12 protein-coding genes are annotated in these 20,326 nt (G+C 74.6%); 2 read left to right on the forward strand and 10 right to left on the reverse strand.

Annotated elements, in window-relative coordinates; genetic code table 11:
• Nucleotides 1-16: 16 nt before the first annotated feature.
• The 6 genes from nudC to BLW86_RS13000 form a co-directional block, all read right to left on the reverse strand.
• Complete coding sequence (gene nudC, locus BLW86_RS12975) at nucleotides 17-985, reverse strand: NAD(+) diphosphatase (RefSeq protein WP_256341295.1); 969 nt, start codon at nucleotides 983-985, stop codon at nucleotides 17-19.
• Nucleotides 986-1,020: 35 nt separating this feature from the next.
• On the reverse strand, nucleotides 1,021-2,439 hold the full coding sequence (locus BLW86_RS12980) for a dipeptidase (RefSeq protein ID WP_093874185.1): 1,419 nt from the start codon (nucleotides 2,437-2,439) through the stop codon (nucleotides 1,021-1,023).
• Nucleotides 2,440-2,448: 9 nt separating this feature from the next.
• Nucleotides 2,449-5,901 carry an ATP-dependent DNA helicase gene (locus tag BLW86_RS12985; protein WP_093874186.1) on the reverse strand — a complete coding sequence of 1,151 codons (3,453 nt, stop codon included), beginning with the start codon at nucleotides 5,899-5,901 and terminating at the stop codon, nucleotides 2,449-2,451.
• 59 nt (nucleotides 5,902-5,960) lie between these two features.
• Nucleotides 5,961-6,782 carry a hypothetical protein gene (locus BLW86_RS12990; RefSeq protein ID WP_093874187.1) on the reverse strand — a complete coding sequence of 274 codons (822 nt, stop codon included), beginning with the start codon at nucleotides 6,780-6,782 and terminating at the stop codon, nucleotides 5,961-5,963.
• 109 nt (nucleotides 6,783-6,891) lie between these two features.
• On the reverse strand, nucleotides 6,892-10,353 hold the full coding sequence (locus BLW86_RS12995; RefSeq protein ID WP_093874188.1) for an ATP-dependent helicase: 3,462 nt from the start codon (nucleotides 10,351-10,353) through the stop codon (nucleotides 6,892-6,894).
• Between the two features lie 176 nt (nucleotides 10,354-10,529).
• Nucleotides 10,530-10,895 (reverse strand): MGMT family protein, encoded by a 366-nt coding sequence (locus BLW86_RS13000; RefSeq protein WP_093874189.1) that lies wholly within the window; start codon nucleotides 10,893-10,895, stop codon nucleotides 10,530-10,532.
• 159 nt (nucleotides 10,896-11,054) lie between these two features.
• On the opposite strand from BLW86_RS13000, the gene BLW86_RS13005 reads away from it, so the two are divergent.
• Together BLW86_RS13005 and BLW86_RS13010 are read left to right on the forward strand one after the other, a co-directional pair.
• A complete protein-coding gene (locus BLW86_RS13005) occupies nucleotides 11,055-13,700 on the forward strand; it encodes a lysylphosphatidylglycerol synthase transmembrane domain-containing protein (protein WP_093874190.1) in 2,646 nt (881 codons plus the stop codon).
• 117 nt (nucleotides 13,701-13,817) lie between these two features.
• Nucleotides 13,818-15,398 carry an alpha/beta hydrolase gene (locus BLW86_RS13010; RefSeq protein WP_093874191.1) on the forward strand — a complete coding sequence of 527 codons (1,581 nt, stop codon included), beginning with the start codon at nucleotides 13,818-13,820 and terminating at the stop codon, nucleotides 15,396-15,398.
• Between the two features lie 66 nt (nucleotides 15,399-15,464).
• On the opposite strand, the gene moeZ is transcribed toward BLW86_RS13010, so the two are convergent.
• From moeZ to BLW86_RS13030, 4 genes are all read right to left on the reverse strand, one after another.
• Complete coding sequence (gene moeZ / locus BLW86_RS13015; RefSeq protein ID WP_093874192.1) at nucleotides 15,465-16,643, reverse strand: adenylyltransferase/sulfurtransferase MoeZ; 1,179 nt, start codon at nucleotides 16,641-16,643, stop codon at nucleotides 15,465-15,467.
• Between the two features lie 63 nt (nucleotides 16,644-16,706).
• Complete coding sequence (locus tag BLW86_RS13020; RefSeq protein ID WP_093874193.1) at nucleotides 16,707-17,453, reverse strand: spherulation-specific family 4 protein; 747 nt, start codon at nucleotides 17,451-17,453, stop codon at nucleotides 16,707-16,709.
• Entirely contained in the window at nucleotides 17,441-18,412 is a 972-nt protein-coding gene (locus BLW86_RS13025; protein WP_093874194.1) for an NAD-dependent epimerase/dehydratase family protein, read from the reverse strand. The genes BLW86_RS13020 and BLW86_RS13025 overlap by 13 nt, the downstream gene beginning before the upstream one ends.
• 142 nt (nucleotides 18,413-18,554) lie before the next feature.
• Complete coding sequence (locus BLW86_RS13030) at nucleotides 18,555-20,318, reverse strand: hypothetical protein (protein WP_371129478.1); 1,764 nt, start codon at nucleotides 20,316-20,318, stop codon at nucleotides 18,555-18,557.
• Nucleotides 20,319-20,326: the final 8 nt, after the last annotated feature.

Raw genomic sequence — 20,326 nt, forward strand, 5'->3', positions numbered from 1 at the left:
TCGTGTGCGGGCGCGGTCAGATCACGTCGCCCGGCCTCGGGAGCGGCCTGCCGTACCAGCGCTCGATCAGCCGGGAGGCGATCGAGATGCCGTACGGGGGCAGGACCTCGCCGGACTCGAAGGCGGCGGCCAGGTCCTCGCGGGAGAACCAGCGGGCCTCGTGGATCTCCTCGCCGTCCACGTTGATCTCGGAGGACGTGGCGCGGGCGAAGAAGCCCAGCATCAGGCTGGACGGGAACGGCCAGGGCTGGCTGGCGATGTACTCGACCTCGCCGACCGTGACGCCGGCCTCCTCGAAGACCTCGCGGGCCACCGACGCCTCGATGGACTCGCCCGGCTCCACGAAGCCGGCGAGGGTCGAGAAGCGGCCCTCGGGCCAGTGCACCTGGCGGCCGAGCAGCGCCCGGTCCCGGTCGTCGGTGACCAGCATGATCACCGCGGGGTCGGTGCGCGGGTAGTGCTCGGCGCCGCAGGCCTGGCAGCGGCGGACGTGCCCGGCGGCCGCGATGACCGTGCGCTCGCCGCAGCGCGAGCAGAAGCGGTGGAGGCGCTGCCAGTTCTCCAGGGCCACGGCGTGCACCATGAGGGCCGCGTCGCGGTCGGAGAGCAGCAGGCCGGCCTCGCGCAGCCCGGCGGGGCGCGCGGACTGGTCCATGCGGCCGGGCAGGGAGTCCTTCTGGAGCGCGAAGTAGGAGACGCCCTCGGCGTCCGTGCCCAGGAAGTAGCGGTGGGTCTCGGTGACCGGGGCCTCGAAGGCCGGGGTCATCACGATCTCGGTGGTGCCGTCGGGGCGGTCGTCGATCAGCACCTGGCCGCCGGAGACCACGAAGACCCGTGTCGTGGGGTGGCTCCAGGCCGCCGCCAGCCATGCCTCGTCGAGGCGGTGGTGGGCGGCGCGGTCGATGCCGCTCGGGGCGGTGAGCGAGATCGGGCGGTCCGCGGACGCGTACGCCGGGCTGCTCGGCGCGTTCTTCAGGGTGCTCACAGGTGCTTCCAACTCCCCCGGATCGGTGTGTGGGTTCAGCGGGCGTCGCTGTGGAAAGCGGCGGGCAGGTCGCTCCACAGGTGCGCGGTCGTCTCGACGCCCTTCATGAGGAGATCGAGTTCGATCTTCTCGTCGGGGGCGTGCCAGCCGTCGGACGGGACGGAGATGCCGAGGAACAGGACGGGTGCTCCCAGGACGTCCTGGAGGTCGGCGGCCGGTCCGGAGCCGCCCTCGCGGGTGTAGCGGACCTTGGCACCGTCGAAGGCCCGGCTCATGGCCCCGGCCACCGCCTTGAGGGCGGGGTGGTCGAGAGGGGTGAGGCAGGGACGGGTCGGGGCGCCGAAGACGATCTCGTGCCGGATGCCGGCGGGGACGAGCCCGCCGAGCCAGTCCCGTACCGCGAGCTCGATCTTGGCCGGGTCCTGGCCCGCGACCAGCCGGAAGGACAGCTTGAGCATGGCGGAGGCGGGGACGATCGTCTTGCCGCCGGGGCCCTGGTAGCCGCCGCCGATGCCGTTGACCTCGGCGGTGGGGCGGGCCCAGACCCGCTCCAGGGTCGTGAAGCCGGCCTCGCCGAGGGTGCCGTGGGACTTGGCCGTCCGCAGCCAGGCCTCCTCGTCGAAGGGCAGCTCGGCGACGAGGGCCCGCTCGGCGTCGGTGAGTTCCGTCACACCGTCGTAGAAGCCGGGGATCGCGACGTGCTCGTGCTCGTCGTGGAGGGCGGCGACGATCCGGCCGGCGACGGTGGCCGGGTTCGGCACGGCGCCGCCGAAGGAGCCGGAGTGGATGTCCTGGTCGGGGCCGTACAGCTCGATCTCGCAGTCGGCGACCCCGCGCATGCCGGTGCAGACGGTGGGGGTGGTCTCGGACCACATGCCGGTGTCGGAGACGATCACGGCGTCGGCGGCGAGCCGCTCGGCGTGCTCCTCGACGAGCGCGCGGAAGTGCGGGGAGCCGGACTCCTCCTCGCCTTCGACGATCAGCTTGAGGTTGACGGCGGGCGCGGTGCGGCCGGTGGCGGCGAGGTGGGCGCGGACGCCGAGGGTGTGGAAGAACACCTGCCCCTTGTCGTCGGCGGCCCCGCGCGCGTACAGCCGGCCGTCGACCACCGTCGGCTCGAACGGGTCCGTGTGCCAGCCGTCCTCCCGGGCCGCGGGCTGCACGTCGTGGTGGCCGTAGACGAGGACGGTCGGGGCGTCCGGGTCCCCCGAGGGCCACTCGGCGAAGACGGCGGGCGCGCCGGCGGTCTCCCAGATCTCGACCGTCGTGAAACCGGTCTCCGTGAGCTTGGCGGCGAGCCACTCGGCGCTGCGCCGTACGTCCCCGGCCCGCTCCGGCTGGGCCGACACGGAGGGGATGCGCAGCCACTCGGCCAGGTCGCCGAGGAAGGCGGCACGGTGCTGCTCGACGTACGTGCGTACGGTGCGGACGGCGCTGTCCGGGGTCTCGCTCATGCCCCGAGCCTATCCGGCGCCCGGGGGTGCCCCACCCAGCAGGAGGGCCTCCAGCTCGGCGCGGCCGGGCAGCCGGGTGGGACGGGCGACCTCACCCGTTCGGACGTACACGAAGGCGGCGGCCACCTCCTCGGGCGCGAGGCCGTGCTGCTCGGCCCAGGCGAGCCGGTAGATCGCGAGCTGCAGCGGATCCGCCGAGCGGTCCCGGCTGGTCTTCCAGTCGACGATCTCGTACGCGCCGGACTCCGGGTCCCGGTAGACGGCGTCGATCCTGCCCCGGACGACCCGGCCCGCGAGGGAGAGGTGCACGGGGACCTCGACGCGGTACGGGGTGCGGTGGGCGTACGGGGTGCGGGCGAAGGCCTCCTTGAGCTCGTCGAGGTCCCGCTCGTCGAGGATCTCGGGCTCGCCCGCGAAGTCCTCGCCGCCGGGCAGCTCCTCCGGGCCGAGGAACGGCAGCGGGAGCTCCTCGAAACGGGACTCCACCCACGCGTGGAAGCGGGTGCCCCGGCGGGCCGCGGGCTGCGGCGCCTTCGGCATCGGCCGGGCCAGCTCCTGGGCGAAGCCGTCGGGGTCGGCGGCGAGGCGCAGGACCTGGGAGGCGGAGAGGTACGCGGGGAGGAGGACGTCCCGGGTCGTCGCGCGGGCGCGGCGGAGCTCGGTGGTGAGGGCGGTGAGGTCGCGGTCCCAGGAGGCGATGGTCTTGGTGTCCTCGGGGGTGTGTTCCGTGTACGGCTCCGAGGGCGGGGGCTCCTGGCGGGGGGCCGGGATCGCGTCCGCGTGGGTGTCTTCGGGGAGGGCCTCTTCGTCCCAGAGGGGCTCCTCGTCTTCCCAGACGGGTTCCTCCTCGTCGGGCCAGAGGTCCTCGGGGTGCGGGTCCCGGGGGTCGGGCGCCGAGCCGACGGGGTCGTGCCCGCCCTCCCCCGGACGCCGTCCGGGGGTGCCCCCATCGCCCTGCGGAACGTATGCCCGCAACCGGCTCGTCACGGCCTCCGCCGCCTCCCGGCGGCGCTTGAAGGACTCCTCGTCCAGCGGCAGCGGCCAGGCCAGGTCCTTGCCGCCTTCCGTCAGGGAGGGGTTCTCCGCGTCCTCTTCCGGTTCGTCCGCCCAGGACTCGATCTCGCCGTGGCCCGCCGCGCAGTGGTCGTACAGCGCGCGGAGGAAGTCCGAGGGGCCGCGGGGCTTCTTCTGGGCGGGGCCCCACCAGTGGGCGGAGCCGAGGAGCAGGGAGCGGGGGCGGGTGAAGGTGACGTAGCCGAGGCGGAGCTCCTCGGTGTGCTGGTGGTCCCGCATCTCGTTCTTGAAGGACGTGAGGGACTTGGCGTCCCAGGTGTCGATCTCCGGCAGGGTGGCCGCGTCGCCGCGCAGGGCGTGCGGGAGCACCTGGGGCTGCGAGGTCCACGACTCGCGGGCCCGGGCGCTCGGGAACTGGCCCGCGACCAGGCCGGGGACGGCGACGACGTCCCATTCGAGGCCCTTGGACTTGTGGGCGGTGAGGACCTTCACGGTGTTCTCGCCGCCCGGCAGCGCGCTGTCGAGGCCCTTCTCGAACTGGACGGCCGTGCGCAGGAAGCCGAGGAAGGCGAGGAGACTGGCCTCGCCGTCGAGGGAGGCGAAGCCGGCGGCGATGTCGAGGAAGTGGCCGAGGGTCTCGCGGCGGCGGGCCGCGAGCGCGTGCGGGGAGGCGGAGAGCTCGACCTCCAGACCGGTCGCGGCGAGGACGCGGTGCAGCACGTCCATGAGCGGGTCGGCGAGGGAGGTGCGCAGGGCGCGCAGCTCGGTGGCGAGGCGCGCGAAGCGGACCCGGGCCTCGGCGGAGAAGGCCAGGCCGTCGTCGGTGCCGCCGGAGTCGAGGAAGGTGTCGAGCGCGTCGGCGAGGGAGACGACCTCGGCCGGGTCGACGCCCTCGACGGCGGCGGCGAGCCGCTGCTCGGGGTCCGTCTCCTCGCCGCCCCGGTGGACGAGGAGGCGGGCGCGGCGGCCGAGGAGGGCGAGGTCGCGGGCGCCGATGCGCCAGCGGGGGCCGGTGAGCAGGCGGACCAGGGCGGCGTTGGCCCCCGGGTCCTGGAGGACCTCGCAGACGGCGACGAGGTCGGCGATCTCGGGCAGGTGGAGGAGGCCGGAGAGGCCGACGACCTCGACGGGGACGTCACGGGCGACGAGGGCCGCGTGGATGGCGGGGAAGTCGGTGGCGGTACGGCACAGGACGGCGATCTCGCCGGGCTCGCGGCCGGTCCGTACGAGGTGGGCGAGGGAGTCGGCGAGCCAGTCGATCTCCTCCGCGTGGGTGGGGAGGAGGGCGATGCGGACGCTGCCGTCGTGCTCGGCGCCCGGGGCGGGGCGCAGCGCCTCCACGCCCGCGTGCATGGCCCGCAGGGGGGCGGCGAGCCCGTTGGCGAGGTCCAGGAGGCGGCCGCCGCTGCGCCGGTTCTCGGAGAGGGAGTAGCGGCTCGCGGGGCTGCCGTCCCGGTGCGGGAAGTGCTCGGGGAAGTCGTCCAGGTTGGCGACGGAGGCGCCGCGCCAGCCGTAGATGGCCTGGCAGGGGTCGCCGACGGCGGTCACCGCGTGTCCGGTGCTCCGGCCGGACGGGCCCTGGCCGAAGAGCCCGGAGAGCAGCAGGCGCTGGGCGACGGAGGTGTCCTGGTACTCGTCGAGGAGGACGACGCGGAACTCCTCGCGCAGGATGGCGCCGACCTCGGGCCGGGTGGTGGCGAGCTCGGCGGAGCGGGCGATCTGGTCGCCGAAGTCGAGCAGGTCGCGGGAGCGCTTGGCGGCGCGGTAGCGGACGACGAGGTCGAGGAGTTCGCGGCGGGCGGCGGAGGCCTCGGGGATCTTGCGCAGCTCGGCGTTGCTGAGCTTGGCGTCGGCGAGGGCGGTGAGGAGCTCGGAGTCGTACGCGTGGAGCCGCTCGGGCGGCACGAGGTGCTCGGCGAGCTCGGCGTCGAGGGCGAGGAGGTCGGTGATGAGGGTCGGGAAGGACCGGGTGAGCGCGGGGTACGGGCCGGGGGCCTCGCGCAGCACGCGCGCGGCGAGCTGGTAGCGGGTGGCGTCGGCGAGGAGGCGGGAGGTGGGCTCCAGGCCGATGCGGAGGCCGTGGTCGGTCAGGAGCTGTCCGGCGAAGGCGTGGTACGTGGAGATGCGGGGCTCGCCCGGGGGGTTCTCCGGGTCGATGACGTCGGGGTCGGTGACGCCGGCGCGGACGAGGGCGGTGCGGACGCGCTCGGCGAGCTCGCCCGCCGCCTTGTTGGTGAAGGTGAGACCGAGGACCTGCTCGGGGGCGACCTGGCCCGTGCCGACCAGCCAGACCACCCGGGCGGCCATCACCGTCGTCTTGCCGGAGCCGGCTCCGGCCACGACGACCTGCGGGGCGAGCGGCGCGGTGATGCAGGCCGTCTGCTCCGGGGTGAAGGGAATGCCGAGGAGCTCCTTGAGCTGCTCGGGGTCGGTGATGCGTGCGGTCACCGGAAGAGGCTAGCGGGGCCCTCCGACACTCCGGCCCCGCACGGTTCTCACCTGCGCTTCTACGCGGACGTGCCCTGGTCGAGCTTCGAGAGGTCGACCGTCTCGTCGGGCGGCGGGGCCTTCACGTCGACCGGCTTGTCGTAGTCGGAGAGCACGAGGGTGCCGGGCTCCTTGCCGCCTGTCCTGACCATCTTCAGGATGTACGGTTTGCCCTGCTCCGAGACGGACACGGTGGCCGTCTCGCCGCGGGCCTTCTTCTTCACCAGGGTCGCGACGGGGGTCTTGTCGACCTTGCCGTCCGGCCCCCGGGTCAGTCCCCTGCGCTGCTCCTTGTCCTTGTCCAGGTCGGCGAGGAGCGACTTCAGGTCGCAGACGCCGCCGAGGTCCTGGCTGCCCGCCTGCCCCGGGGCGATCTTCAGCCAGCGGTCCTTGATCAGTTCGAGGGTGGCCGTGATCTGCGCCTCCGGCATGCCCTGGGAGGCCATGGAGGCCCGCCAGAAGGCCTTGTCGCCCTTGATGTAGGTGACGTGGTCGACGCGGCGCAGCTCGGAGGTGCCGCCCTTGATCTTCATGACGCCGGTGCACTCGTCGCTGTCGTTGACGGCGAAGTCGATGTCGAGCGGCTGGCCGTCGCTGACGACCCGGCCGGTCATGCGCAGGGACGTCGCGGACTGGGTGGCGGTCACGGCCCGGTCGCCGATCTCGTCGGCGGTGAGGCCCTCGAACGGATCCGGGGAGGGAGCGGGCGCGGGCGCCGCGGCACCGGACGGGACGGCGCCGGCCCGGGCGGGCGCCGCCCAGGCCACGGCCGGCGCGGGTCCCATGACGACGACGACGGCGCAGACGACCGCCGCGGCGCGGAGCTTTCGGTGGGACGCCATGCGGGCCTCCTCGCGTTCCCGGACCCCTGTCCACCAGGGTCGCCCCACGCGCGCGTGGCCGCGACCGGGCCGGGGGCGGGGCGGGGCCGGGCCGGGGGCGGGGCGGGGATCAGTCGACGACCTGGCGGCCCTCCGGGCGGGCGCTGCACGAGGCCCGGAAGGCGCAGGTCGTGCAGTGCTGGCCGGTGCTCGGGGTGAACCGCTCGTCGAGGACCCGGCCCGCCGCGTTGGCGAGCAGCTCGCCGACCCACTCCCCGGTCAGCGGCTCCTGCGCCTGGACCTTGGGCAGGGCGTCGCCGCCCTCCTTCTTCGGGGCCGCCTGCCGCAGCTGCACGAGCTCCGCGCCGCCCGGCTCCGGGCGGTCGCCGCCGAAGACCTCGTCGAGGGCGCCCTCCCGCACCGCGAGCTGGTAGACGGCGAGCTGCGGATGGTGGGCGACCTCGTCACGGGTGGGGGCCGACTTGCCGGTCTTGAAGTCGACGACGTACGCGCGCCCGTGCTCGTCGGTCTCGACGCGGTCCATGGAGCCCCGGATGCGGACCTCGTACTCCCCCGCCGCCAGGGTCACGTCGAAACCGTGCTCGGAGGCGGCCGGGGTGCGGCCGCCGCGGTCCATCACGTGCCAGCTCAGGAAGCGTTCGAGGGCCACGCGCGCGTTCTGCTTCTCCTGGGCCGACTTCCAGGGCGCGTCGAAGGCGAGGGCGTCCCACACGGAGTCCAGCCGGGCCATGAGGACGTCGAGGTCGGCCGGGGTGCGCCCGGTGGCGACCTCGTCGGCGAGGACGTGGACGACGTTCCCGAAGCCCTGGGCGGCGGTGGCCGGGGCCGCCGCCTTGACCTCCCGGCCCAGGAACCACTGGAGGGCGCAGGTGGAGACCAGGTTCTCCAGGGAGCTCGGCGACAGCGCCACCGGCCGGTCGCGGTCACGCAGCGGCGCCGCGCTGTGGGTCGGCTCGAACAGGCCCCACCAGCGGTCCGGATGCGCGGCCGGAACCAGCGGCTGGCCGTCCTCGTCGGTGAGCGCGGCCAGCCGGGCGAGCCGGTCGGCGGCCGCCTCGCGGAGCGCGGGCGAGGCCTCCGGGTCGACGGTGGTGGCGCGGAGCTCGGCGACCAGGGCGGAGACGGCGAGCGGGCGGCGCGGGCGGCCCGGGACGTCCTTCGGCTCGACGCCGAACTCGGCGAGGAAACGGGACGGCTGGTCGCCGTCCTCGGCCGCGGCCTTCACGGCGGTCACGACGAGCCGGTCGCGGGCGCGGGTGGCGGCGACGTAGAACAACCGGCGCTCCTCCGCGAGGAGGGCGCCGGGGCTGAGGGGCTCGGCGAGGCCGTCACGGCCGATGCGGTCCGCTTCGAGGAGGGAGCCCCGGCGGCGGAGGTCCGGCCAGAGGCCCTCCTGCACACCGGCGACGACGACGAAGCTCCACTCCAGGCCCTTGGAGCGGTGCGCGGTCATCAGACGGACGGCGTCGGGGCGGGTGTGCCGGCGGGTGAGGGTGTCGGCGGCGATGTCCTGGGCGTCGAGCTCCTCCAGGAAGTTGAGGACGCCTCGGCCGCCGACGCGCTCCTCGGCGCGGGCGGCGGTCTCGAAGAGGGCGCAGACGGCGTCGAGGTCACGGTCGGCGTTGCGGCCGGCGGGGCCGCCGCGGAGGGCGGCGCGCTCCAGACGGCCGGGCCAGGGGGTGCCCTGCCAGAGCACCCAGAGGGCCTCCTCGGCGGTGCCGCCGGCGTCGAGCAGCGCGCGGGTCTCCTGGAGGAGCTGCCCGAGGCGCTGGGCGCCGCGTGCGTACGCGGGGTCGTGCGCGACGAGGCGCTCGGGCTCGGCGAGGGCCCTTGCGAGGAGGACGTCGGAGGGGGGCGGGACCTTGTTGCCCGCGGTGCGCTCTTCGTCCCGCAGGGCTCGGCCCAGCCTTCGCAGGTCGGCGGGGTCCACTCCGGCAAGGGGGGACGCGAGCAGTTCGAGTGCCGTCTCGACGGGGAGCCAGGTCGCTTCGGGGCCGGGGGCGCCTGAAGTGCCGGCCGTGTCGGGGGCGCCGTCCCGGTCGGGTGCGCCGTCCCGGGGATCGGCGTCCGGGGTGGGTGCGGCGCCGTCGGCGGCGGTTGTGCCCACCCGTTCCGCCCCGGCGGAACGCATGCCCACGACCGGGGGTGCGGAAGGCTCGCCCGCGACCGGGGGCGTGGGGCGTGGAGCCGCGACCCCCGCCACCGCCCGCAGCGCCAGCAGCAGCGGGGCCACCGCCGGTTCGTGGCGGAGGGGGGTGTCCGCCGCGTCCGTTTCCACCGGGACGCCTGCCGAGGTGAGGGCGCGGCGGAGGGACGGGAGGGAGGCGGCGGCGCGGGTGAGGACGGCCATGTCCTGCCAGGGGACGCCGTCCTCCAGGTGGGCGCGGCGCAGCAGGTCGGCGATGTTCTCGGCCTCCGCCGAGGCCGTGGGGTACGTGTACGCCTCCGCCCGTCCCCCGTCCCGCGTCGGGGCGAGCTCGCGGTGGGCGCGGACCTTGTCGGCGGGGAGCCGGGGCATCGGCATGCGCTGGGCGAGCAGCCGGGTCGCCCCGAGCAGCTCCGTACCCGCGCGGCGCGAGGTGCGCAGGACGCGGACCTCCGCGCCGGCGAAGGAGGACGGGAAGTCGAGGATGCCGTTCACGTCGGCGCCGCGGAAGGCGTAGATGGACTGGTCCGGGTCGCCGAAGGCGACGACCGTGCTCCGGCCGTGGCCCGCGAGCGCGTGCAGCAGCCGGACCTGCGCCGGGTCGGTGTCCTGGTACTCGTCGACGTAGATCGCGTCGTACGCGGGCATGCGGGCGTCCCGGGCGAGCGGTACGGCCCGGTGGACGAGCTCCGCGTAGTCGAGGACGCCCTGGAGGTCGAGGACGTCGAGGTACTCGGCGAGGAAGCCGGCCGCGGCCTTCCAGTCCGGGCGGCCGACCCGGTCCGCGAAGCGGGCGAGCGCGTCCGGTCCGAGGCCCAGTTCGCGGGAGCGCGCGAGGACGGCCCGTACCTCGTCGGCGAAGCCCCGGGTGGTGAGGCAGGCGCGGAGTTCGTCGGGCCAGCCGACCCGGCCGAGGCCCGCCTGCTCCAGGTCGATCTGGCCGGCGAGCAGTTCGCGGACGGCGAGGTCCTGCTCGGGTCCGGAGAGCAGCCGGAGCGGTTCGGCGAAGAGCTCGGCGTCCTGGTGGGCGCGGATGAGGGCGTAGCAGTACGAGTGGAAGGTCGTCGCCTGCGGGGGGCGGCGGCCGCCGAGCCGGGTGGCCATGCGGTCGCGGAGTTCGACGGCGGCCTTGCGGCTGAAGGTGAGGACGAGGAGGCGCTCGGGGTCGGCGCCGTTCTCCATGCGGGCGGCGACCGCCTCGACCAGCGTGGTCGTCTTGCCGGTGCCGGGTCCGGCGAGGACGAGAAGAGGTCCGCCGGTGTGGTCAACCACTTCCCGCTGGACTGCGTCCAGCTGAGGGGGATCCAGCGGGGCCGGCGTGGTGCGTACCAGTCGGTACGCGCCCGGGGTCCGCTGCCGTCCCGTACCCGGGTACGGCTGTCCCTGGTGCGGCGGCGTACGCCGGGTGGTGGAGGAGGAGCTCACGTGGTTCGCCGGTCCTGGTGGGTGTGGTGGTGCGGGTGAGGCGGCCGTGTGCCGTGGCCGCCGCCTCGGGAGACGCGAGCGAAGACGTTACGCGAAGCGGGCCGCCGACAAGCCGCACTCCGTACCGCTTCCACCCCCGCGGGGCCGTTCCGCCCGGGCCGACCGGGGCGGCTCCCTCAGATGTGAGTTCCGTCCCAGCGGGCCCGGCGCATGTCGATCCTCGGCACGTGTCCCTCGGCCGCCGGGCCCGCCGCGCGCAGCGGAGTGCCCTCCTCGCGGTAGTGGCCGAGGGCCCGGAGCTCGTGGCCGGGCAGCAGCGTGCCGTCGGCGCGGACCACCCGCCACCAGGGGGCCGTCCCGCCGTACAGGGCCATGACCCGGCCCACTTGGCGCGGTCCGCCCTCGCCGAGCCACTCGGCCACGTCGCCGTAGGTCATGACCCGGCCGGGAGGGATCGCGTCGGCGAGGTCGAGCACCCGCTCCGCGTACTCGGGCAGTTCTCCGGTCTCCCCCACGGGCTCCTCCATGCTCATCCGCCCCATCCTGCCTCACCCCACCGACATGGCCCTGATGCCTCCGCGCGGCAGCTCTTCGTGCCACCATCGTGCGGGCGGTGACTGGTGATACGAGATCAAGAGCGACAAGTACAAGAACAAGACGGACCAGAACGAGATCGACAAGACGCGCATGCAGAGACGGACATGGTGATGGGGCAGGACACGCAGCCTCCCGGCGGGGCCCAGCCCGACGTGCCCGAGCGGGTCTCCGGTGACGAGCCGCTGCTCGCCGCCCGCGTCCACCGGCCCTCCGACCTCATGCGGCTGCTCGTCGGTCTGCTCGCCATCGGGCTCGTCATCGCCGTCGCCGCGTTCGCCCACGCCACGACCTCGGGCCTGGAGCAGGACATCAACAAGGGGGCGACCGGCACCCCGGACGTCTTCGTCAAGATCGCCGGTCTCGTCTCGTCCATCGCCGTCCTGCTCGTGCCGGTCGCCTTCGCCATCGAGCGGCTGATCAAGCGGGACGGGCTGCGCATCGCGGACGGCGTCCTCGCCGCCGTCCTGGCGCACGGCGTCACCCTCGCCACCGACCTGTGGGTCGCCCAGGCCGCGCCCGGCACGGTGCAGGACGCGCTGACCCAGCCGCAGTCCGGGGGCGGGCTCACGGACCCGGTGCACAACTACCTCGCGCCGGTGATCGCGTACATGACGGCCGTCGGCATGGCCCGCAGGCCCCGCTGGCGGGTGTCGCTCTGGGTGGTGCTGCTGCTCGACGCGTTCACGATGCTGGTGGCCGGCTACACCACCGCCCTCTCGATCATCCTGACCGTCCTGATCGGCTGGACGGTGGCGTACGGCACGCTGTACGCCGTCGGCTCGCCGAACGTCCGGCCCACCGGGCAGACCCTCCTCGCCGGGCTGCGCCGGGTCGGCTTCCGGCCGGTGACCGCGCTGCGCGCCGAGGGCGTGCCCGACTCGGCGGACAGCGCCGACCGGGGCCGCCGTTACATCGTGACCCTGGAGGACGGACCGCCGCTCGACGTCACCGTCGTCGACCGGGAGCAGCAGGCGCACGGCTTCTTCTACCGCGCGTGGCGGCGGATCACGCTGCGGACGATCACCACCCGCCGCTCGATCGTCTCGCTGCGCCAGGCCCTGGAGCAGGAGGCGCTCCTCGCGTACGCGGCGATCGCCGCCGGGGCGAACGCGCCCAAGCTGATCGCCACCTCGGAGCTCGGCCCGGACGCCGTGATGCTGGTGTACGAGCACATCGGCGGCCGGAACCTGGACTCGCTCGACGACGCCGAGATCACCGACGAGCTGGTCCGCAGCGCCTGGCGGCAGGTCCGGGCGCTGCAGTCGCGGCGGATCGCGCACCGTCGGCTCACGGGGGACGCGATCCTGGTGGATCGTTCCGGCAAGGTGATCCTCACCGATCTGCGGGGCGGCGAGATCGCGGCCGGCGACCTGGTCCTGCGGATGGACATCGCCCAGCTGCTCACCACCCTCGGCCTGCGGGTGGGGGCGGATCGGGCGGTCGCCGCGGCCGTCGAGGTGCTCGGCCCGGACACCGTCGCCGACTGTCTGCCGCTGCTCCAGCCGATCGCCCTGAGCCGCTCCACGCGCGCGACGCTGCGGAAGCGGGCGCGGGAGCGGTCCGCGCGGGAGCGCGAGGCCGTGCTCGCGGCCTCGGAGGCGGCCAAGCACGAGCGGGAGCTCGCCAAGGCCGAGGCGGCGGCGGACCGGAAGGCCGTACGGGCGGAGACGAAGGCCGAGAAGAAGGCGGACAAGAAGGCCGAGAAGCGGGCCCTGGACACCGCCCTGGACGAGGCCCGCGAGGAGGACCTGCTCGCGCAGATCCGGCAGCAGGTGCTGCTGATCCGCCCGCAGGCCCCGGTGGAGCCGGTCCGGCTGGAACGGATCAAGCCGCGGACGCTGGTCAGCCTGATCGCGGGCGCGGTCGCCGCGTACTTCCTGCTCTCGCAGATCGCCCGTACGCCGCTGTCGACGGTCAGCGAGGCGGACTGGCGGTGGGTCGCGGCGGCCGTGCTGTTCTCGGCGCTCAGCTATGTGGCGGCGGCGATGAGCCTGCTCGGCTTCGTCCCCGAGCGGGTCGGGTTCTGGCGGACGGTGGTGGCGCAGATCGCCGGCTCCTTCGTGAAGATCGTCGCCCCGGCGGCGGTCGGCGGCGTCGCCCTGAACACCCGCTTCCTCCAGCGCTCGGGAGTGCGCCCGGGGCTCGCGGTGGCGAGCGTCGGCGCCTCGCAGCTCTTCGGTCTCGGGGCCCACATCCTGCTCCTGCTCTCCTTCGGCTATCTGACGGGCACCGAGAAGTCGCAGTCCTTCACCCCGTCGAGGACGGTGATCGCCGGGCTCCTGACGGTCGCGGTGCTCGTCCTGGTGGTGACGGCGATCCCGTTCATGCGCAAGTTCGTCTCGACGCGGCTGCGCTCGCTCTTCGCCGGTGTGGTGCCCCGCATGCTGGACGTGCTCCAGCGGCCGGTGAAGCTGGCGACGGGCATCAGCGGGATGCTGTTCCTGACCCTCGTGTTCGTCCTCTGTCTGGACGCCTCGATCCGGGCCTTCAGCCACGGGAACCAGACGATCAGTTACGCGACCGTGGCCGTCGTCTTCCTCGCGGGCAACGCTCTCGGTTCGGCGGCGCCCACCCCGGGCGGTGTCGGCGCGGTCGAGGGCGCGCTCACCGTCGGCCTGGTCACCGTCGGCGGCCTGCCGATCGAGGTCGCGACCCCGGCGGTGCTCCTCTACCGCCTGCTGACGCTGTGGATCCCGGTGCTGCCGGGGTGGCTCTGCTTCAACTGGCTGACCAAGCGGGAAGCCCTGTAGGGGCCCGTCCCGCCGGTCGGGCCGAGCCCATGGCGTGACCGGCGGGCCCCCCTCGTCCGCCACCCGCTTGGACCCCCGTCCCGCGCGGGGGCGCGGGCGGCGGCCCACGATGGGCCTATGCCGATCTCCGCCGCCCAGCGCGCCGCTCTGCTCACCGCCACCACCGTGCTGCTCGCCGCCGGTTGCTCGGACGGGGGAGACGGGGCGGCGAACGCGGCGAGGCCGTCCGCCGCCGCGAGCGGCCCGTCGGCGCTGACGGCGCAGAAGCTGTCCTGGGCGCCGTGCCCGCCGCCGTCCGCCGCCGAGGGCGGGGGGACCTCGCCCTCACCGCTGCCCGGGGGGACCGCCTGGGAGTGCTCCTTCCTCCAGGCGCCGCTCGACTGGTCGGCGCCGGACGGCGACAGGATCGAGCTGGCCCTCATCCGGGCCAGGGCCCGTGACGCCTCCCGGCGGATCGGTTCGCTCGTCTTCAACTTCGGCGGGCCCGGCGGCTCCGGCATCAAGGGCCTGCCCGGTTTCGCGAACGACTACGAGGCCCTGCGCGGCCGCTACGACCTGGTCTCCTTCGACCCGCGCGGGGTCGGCCGCAGCGACCCCGTCGAGTGCGCCAGCGACAAGGAGCTCGACGCCTACTACGCCCTGGACTTCACCCCCGACGACACCGCCGAGGAGCGGACGCTCTCCGACGCGCAGAAGCGGTACGCGAAGGGCTGCGAGCGGGACGCGGGCGCGGCCCTGCCGCACGTCGGCACGGAGAACGCGGCCCGGGACCTGGACCTGATGCGCCAGGTCCTCGGCGACGAGAAGCTGCACTACTTCGGCATCTCGTACGGCACCGAACTCGGCGGCGTCTACGCCCACATGTTCCCCGAGAACGTGGGCCGGGCCGTCTTCGACGCGGTCGTCGACCCGGAGGCGGGCGTCGAGGACGGCGCCCTCGGCCAGGCGAAGGGCTTCCAGCTCGCGCTGGACAACTTCGCCCAGGACTGTGTGGACCGCGGCGACGAGTGCGCGCTGCCGGGCGACAGCGTCGCCGAGATCGAGAAGGGGATCACGGACCTCCTCGCGGCCCTCGACAAGAAGCCGATCCCCGGCATCGGCGACCGGAAGCTGACCCAGACGCAGGCCACCAACGGCATCGCGCAGGCCCTGTACTCGAAGGAGTTCTGGCCGTATCTGGAGCAGGGGCTGGACGCGGCCGACGGCGGCGACGGGGGACTGCTCCTCTCCCTGTCCGACTCGATGAACGGGCGCGGCGAGAACGGCTCGTACAGCAACATCCAGGCCGCGAACGCGGCGATCAACTGCGTGGACTTCAAGGAGCGCTACACCCTCGGGCAGGCGAAGGAGCGGCTCGGCCAGTTCCGCGAGGCCTCCCCCGTCTTCGGCGACTTCATGGGCTGGGCGCTGGCGAGCTGCTCGAACTGGCCGGTGCCGGGAGGGTGGGAGCACCCGGACGTCTCCGCGCCGGGCTCGGCGCCGATCCTGGTCGTCGGGAACACCGGCGACCCGGCCACGCCGTACGAGGGCGCCCGGGCCATGGTGAAGGCGCTCGGCAAGGGCGTCGGGGTGGAGCTGACGTACGAGGGCGAGGGCCACGGCGCGTACAACGGCGGCAGCACGTGCGTGAAGAAGGCGGTGGACGACTACCTGCTGGCGGGCAAGGTCCCGGCCTCGGGCACGGTCTGCAAGAAGTGACGGCCCCGGGCGCGCGGAAGGCCCCGGACCTGAGGGAGTCAGGTCCGGGGCCTTCCGTTCACCGCTCTAGTAGACCGGCTTCTCGGGCTCGATCTGGTGGACCCAGCCGATCACGCCGCCGCCGACGTGGACCGCGTCCGCGAAGCCCGCGGACTTGAGCACCGCGAGGACTTCCGCACTGCGGACACCCGTCTTGCAGTGCAGGACGATCCGCCTGTCCTGCGGGAGGTCCTGGAGGGCGTTGCCCATCAGGAACTCGTTCTTCGGGATCAGCCGCGCGCCCGGGATCGAGACGATCTCGTACTCGTTCGGCTCGCGGACGTCGATGATGTCGATCTTCTCGTCCGCGTCGATCCACTCCTTGAGCTGCTTCGGAGTGATCGTCGAGCCGAGCGCCGCCTCCTGGGCCTCCTCGGACACGACGCCGCAGAAGGCCTCGTAGTCGATGAGCTCGGTGACGGTCGGGTTCTCGCCGCAGACCGCGCAGTTGGGGTCCTTGCGGACCTTGACCTGGCGGTACTGCATCTCCAGGGCGTCGTAGATCATCAGACGGCCGACCAGCGGGTCGCCCACGCCGGCCAGGACCTTGATGGCCTCGGTGACCTGGATGGAGCCGATGGACGCGCAGAGCACGCCCAGGACGCCGCCCTCGGCGCAGGACGGGACCATGCCCGGCGGCGGGGGCTCCGGGTAGAGGCAGCGGTAGCAGGGGCCGTACTCGGACCAGAAGACGGACGCCTGGCCGTCGAAGCGGTAGATCGAGCCCCAGACGTACGGCTTGTTCAGCAGCACGCAGGCGTCGTTCACCAGGTAACGGGTGGCGAAGTTGTCGGTGCCGTCGACGATCAGGTCGTACTGGCTGAAGATGTCCATCACGTTGTCGGCCTCGAGCCGCTCCTCGTGAAGGATCACGTTCACGTACGGGTTGATGCCGAGCACGCTGTCGCGCGCCGACTCGGCCTTGGAGCGGCCGATGTCGGCCTGGCTGTGGATGATCTGGCGCTGGAGGTTCGACTCGTCCACCTCGTCGAACTCCACGATGCCGAGCGTTCCCACGCCGGCGGCGGCCAGGTACATCAGGGCCGGGGAACCGAGGCCGCCGGCGCCCACACACAGCACCTTGGCGTTCTTCAGCCGCTTCTGCCCGTCCATCCCGACGTCGGGGATGATCAGGTGGCGGGAGTACCTGCGGACCTCGTCTACGGTGAGCTCGGCGGCCGGCTCGACCAGGGGTGGCAGCGACACGGGGACTCCGGTGGTCGGGATGTCAGTACGGTTGTTCTCCCCGTAACACTGCCACGCCCCTTCTCATTCCGAGACACCCGTTCCGATCCGCGAGACGATTTCGTCCCAGTAGCCGGGCAGCGATTGGAATGGTGTGGTTTGTCCCGGCCGCCCCGCGCGGTCCGTGAAGAAGATCGTTCCCGCCCCCTGCCAGCGGGCGATCCGCAGGGCCTCGTCCAGGTGGGTGCGCGGAATCCCGTGGACGAGGTGGACGAACTTGGCCTCCGTGTACTCGGCGGTCCACTCCGCCACCTGCGACCAGCGGTAGTCCACCCAGGAGCCGGCGAAGGTCACCAGCTGGTCGGCGGCCTCGGCGTACCCCGGGTGGGGGTGGGTGCCGTGGCCGAGGACGAGATGGGCCTCGCCGCCGAGGACGGCCTCCAGGGCCGCGGTGAGCCGCCGCGTCCCGGCCAGGTCCGCCCGGTCGGCGGGGGCCCGGTCCAGGTAGAAGCCGTCGACCCGGTACCAGTCGAGGAAGCGGTGGGCGTCCGAGACGAGCTCCCCGAAGGGCCGGGAGCCGTGCGCCAGGTCCAGGTGCCCGAGCACCTTCACCCCGGCGTTCCGCAGCTTCCCGGCCGCCTCCAGACAGTGCGGGTCGGGGCGGCTCCCGGGGCCCTCCGCCACGTTGAGCACCGCCCAGTGCAGCGGGGTCCCCGGACGGGTCAGCTCGGCCCACTCGACGGGGGCGAGCAGCGGATGGGCGTAGCCGGGGACGCCGAAGCCGAGCGCCTGGACGGCCCCGGTGGCCGTGGTCCTCGTCAGATGCGACACGCCGCCTCCATCCAGATGTCGGCGAGGGACTCCTCCAGATTGATCCGGGGCCGCCAGCCGAGCCGGTCGCGGGCGGTGCGGACGTCCGCCTGCTGCCAGGGCCCGCAGCCGTCGGGGTACGGGTACGGGGCGGAGGCCAGCTGGTCGGCGATGGTCCCCTCGGTGCGGGGGGCGCCGATCATCGGGCGCTGCGGGATGCCGTGCGGGGCGTCCAGCTCGTGCAGATTGCCGGAGTAGCCGGCGACCCGGGCGAGGACGGCGGCGGCGTCCCGGAGCTTGACGGCGCGGCCGGTGCCGATGTTGACGACGCCCTGGGCGGCGGAGAGGGAGGCGGCGTGGACGGCCCGCGCCACGTCCCGTACGTCGACGAAGTCCCGCTGCACGCCGAGGCCGCTGAGCTTGAGCTCGCCGTCCCCGGCCTGCATGGCGCGGCGCATCGCCTCGGCGAGGCGGCCGAGCGGGGAGCCGGCGGGCGTGCCGGGGCCGACCGGGGAGAAGACCCGCAGGACGACGGCGTCGAGTCCGGAGCCGAGGACGAGTTCCGTCGCGGCGAGCTTGGACACGCCGTACGGGCCGCCGGGGCGCGGGATCGCGTCCTCGGCCGTGGAGGAGCCGGGCTGGCTCGGCCCGTACTCCGAGGCGCAGCCGACCTGGACGAGCCGGGCCCCGCAGCCGCTGCGGCGCAGCGCCTCGCAGACGGTGGCGACGGCGACGGTGTTGTGCCGGGTCAGCTCGCGGGCGCCGCCGCGGGTGGCTCCGGCGCAGTTGACGACGACCCCGGGGTGGACGGCGTCCAGGAAGCGGGTGAGCGCGCCGGGGCTGCCGGAGGCGAGGTCGAAGCGCACGTCGGCGTCGTCGCCCCGGCCGAGCGCGGTGAGGTGGACGGCCGGGTCGGCGAGCAGCCGGTCGGCGACGAAGCGTCCGATGAAGCCGTTGGCTCCGAGCAGTAGCACCCTCATCGTGCGGCCCCTACGTGCCGACCGGCCGGTCCTTGGGTTCGAGGGGTCATGATCTTCGTTCTCCTTGCGGGGTGATGAGAAAGGTGACGGGGCACGCCCGCGGCGTCGGCTCCGCGGGTGAGCGGGGTCTTCATGGGGGTGCTCACGGGGTGGCGTGGGCCGAGGCCCGGGCGAGGGCACCGGTCGCGTGGGCCAGCAGGCCGAGCGCGGCGGCGCCGCAGACGAGGGTGGGTACGGCCCCGGGGCCCCGGGCTTCGACGAGGGCTCGCACGGGGGCGGCGAGCGCGTCGAAGCCGGGGGCGGGGACGCGGGCGGCGAGGACGCTCGCGAGGGCGAGGACCTCGCCGGCGCAGGCGGCGGCGAGGACGGTGGCGGCCGTCTCGGGATGGCCGTGGACGGTGTGGAGCCGGGCGAGCAGCAGGAGCGCCCCGAGGGCGAGGGCTCCGGAGCTGAAGCCGGTGAGGGCCAGCAGGCCGGCGAGGGCGAGGAGTTGGAGGGTCACGGTGCCGAGGAGCAGCGGCCGGGTGGCGGCGGCGAAGTCGGCGAGGCCGCGGCTGTCGGCGATCCGGCGGCGGGCCCGGCTCGCGAAGAGGTGGGCGCCCCAGGCGGCGGGGGCGACGGCGAGGGCGAGGCCCAGGAGGGGTGCGGGGGCGATCTCCCAGGGCCCGTCGGGGCCGCCGGTGAGGACCTGGTCCAGGAGTCCGTCGCCGCCGACCGCGTACGCCAGGAGCCAGAGGGTCCAGAGCCGGGCGGCGGGGACGGTCCCCCCGTCCGGGGCGCGGAAGGGGCCCTGCCGGACGGCGAGCAGCAGGGCCCCGCCGAGGGCGAGGGCCCCGGCGGCCCCGACGGCGAGCCGCGCGGGCCCGTGTCCGAAGGCGAGTCCGAGTCCCGTGAGCCCGGCGGCCCCGCCGGGGGCGAGGGCGGCGAGCGCCCAGGGCGCCCGTGCCCGCTCCGGCTCCGCGACGGGCGCGGGCCTCTCCTGTCCGCGGGGCACGCGCGCGTACAGCTCCTCGGCGAGCGAGAACACGTCCCGGTGCCGGAACCGCGCGGCGGTCCGGTCGGTGAACCCCTGCGCTTCGAGACCCGCGGCGATCTCCAACGGGTCGACGGCCCGCTCGCAGAGCTCCCGGTGACGGTGCATGAGCACCTTCACGGGGTCGGCCTGCCCGCGCCGACCCCGGGGGCGGGCGGCGTCCGCGGCGGTGCCGGGCGGTGTGAGCCGGGGCGCGGTGCCGGCCGGAGCGGTGCCGTCCGTGACGGTGCCGTCCGGGGCGGGCCGGGGCGGGGTGCCATCCGTGACAGTGCCGGCCGGGGCGGGCCGGGGCGCAGTGCCGTCCGTGACGGTGCCGTCCGGGGCGGGCCGGGGCGCGGTGCCGGCCGGGGCGGCCGCGGGGTGGTCCTCGACGCGGGTCGGCTCGGGCCGTTCGGGCTGCTCGACCGACTCGGCCCGGTCGGCCGGCTCCAGGTCCGGGCCGGGGCCCTTCGGGGCCGGGCCGGAGGCCGGCGGGACCGGGCCGGAAGCCGACGGGGTCGGGCAGGAAGCCGGCGGGGTCGGCGAATCCGACGGGGCCGCCGCCGAGGCCGCGTCCTGCCAGACCACCGACGCCGGTTCCTGCCACTCCGTCGGCGCCAGGCCCTGCCGCTCCTCCAGGGACGGCTCCTGCCGGTCCGTCATCGCCGGGGCCGGCTCCTCCGGCGTGTCCCAGGCCGTGCCGGGGCGCGGGGGCGTCGTGGTGGTCGTCTCCGGGAGCGGGGCTATCCCGGAGGGGGCGGCGTCGACGGGGTCCTCGGGGGCGGGGGCGCGCAGGTCGAGGGTGCCGGCCGCGGTGAGGGCGGGGGTGCCGAGGAGGGCTTCGGAGCGGGCGTCCCAGGCTCCGGGGCTCGTCGGGGCGGCGGAGCCGCGCATGGGGGTGC

It is taken from the genome of Streptomyces sp. TLI_105, assembly GCF_900105415.1.
Lineage (GTDB): Bacteria > Actinomycetota > Actinomycetes > Streptomycetales > Streptomycetaceae > Streptomyces.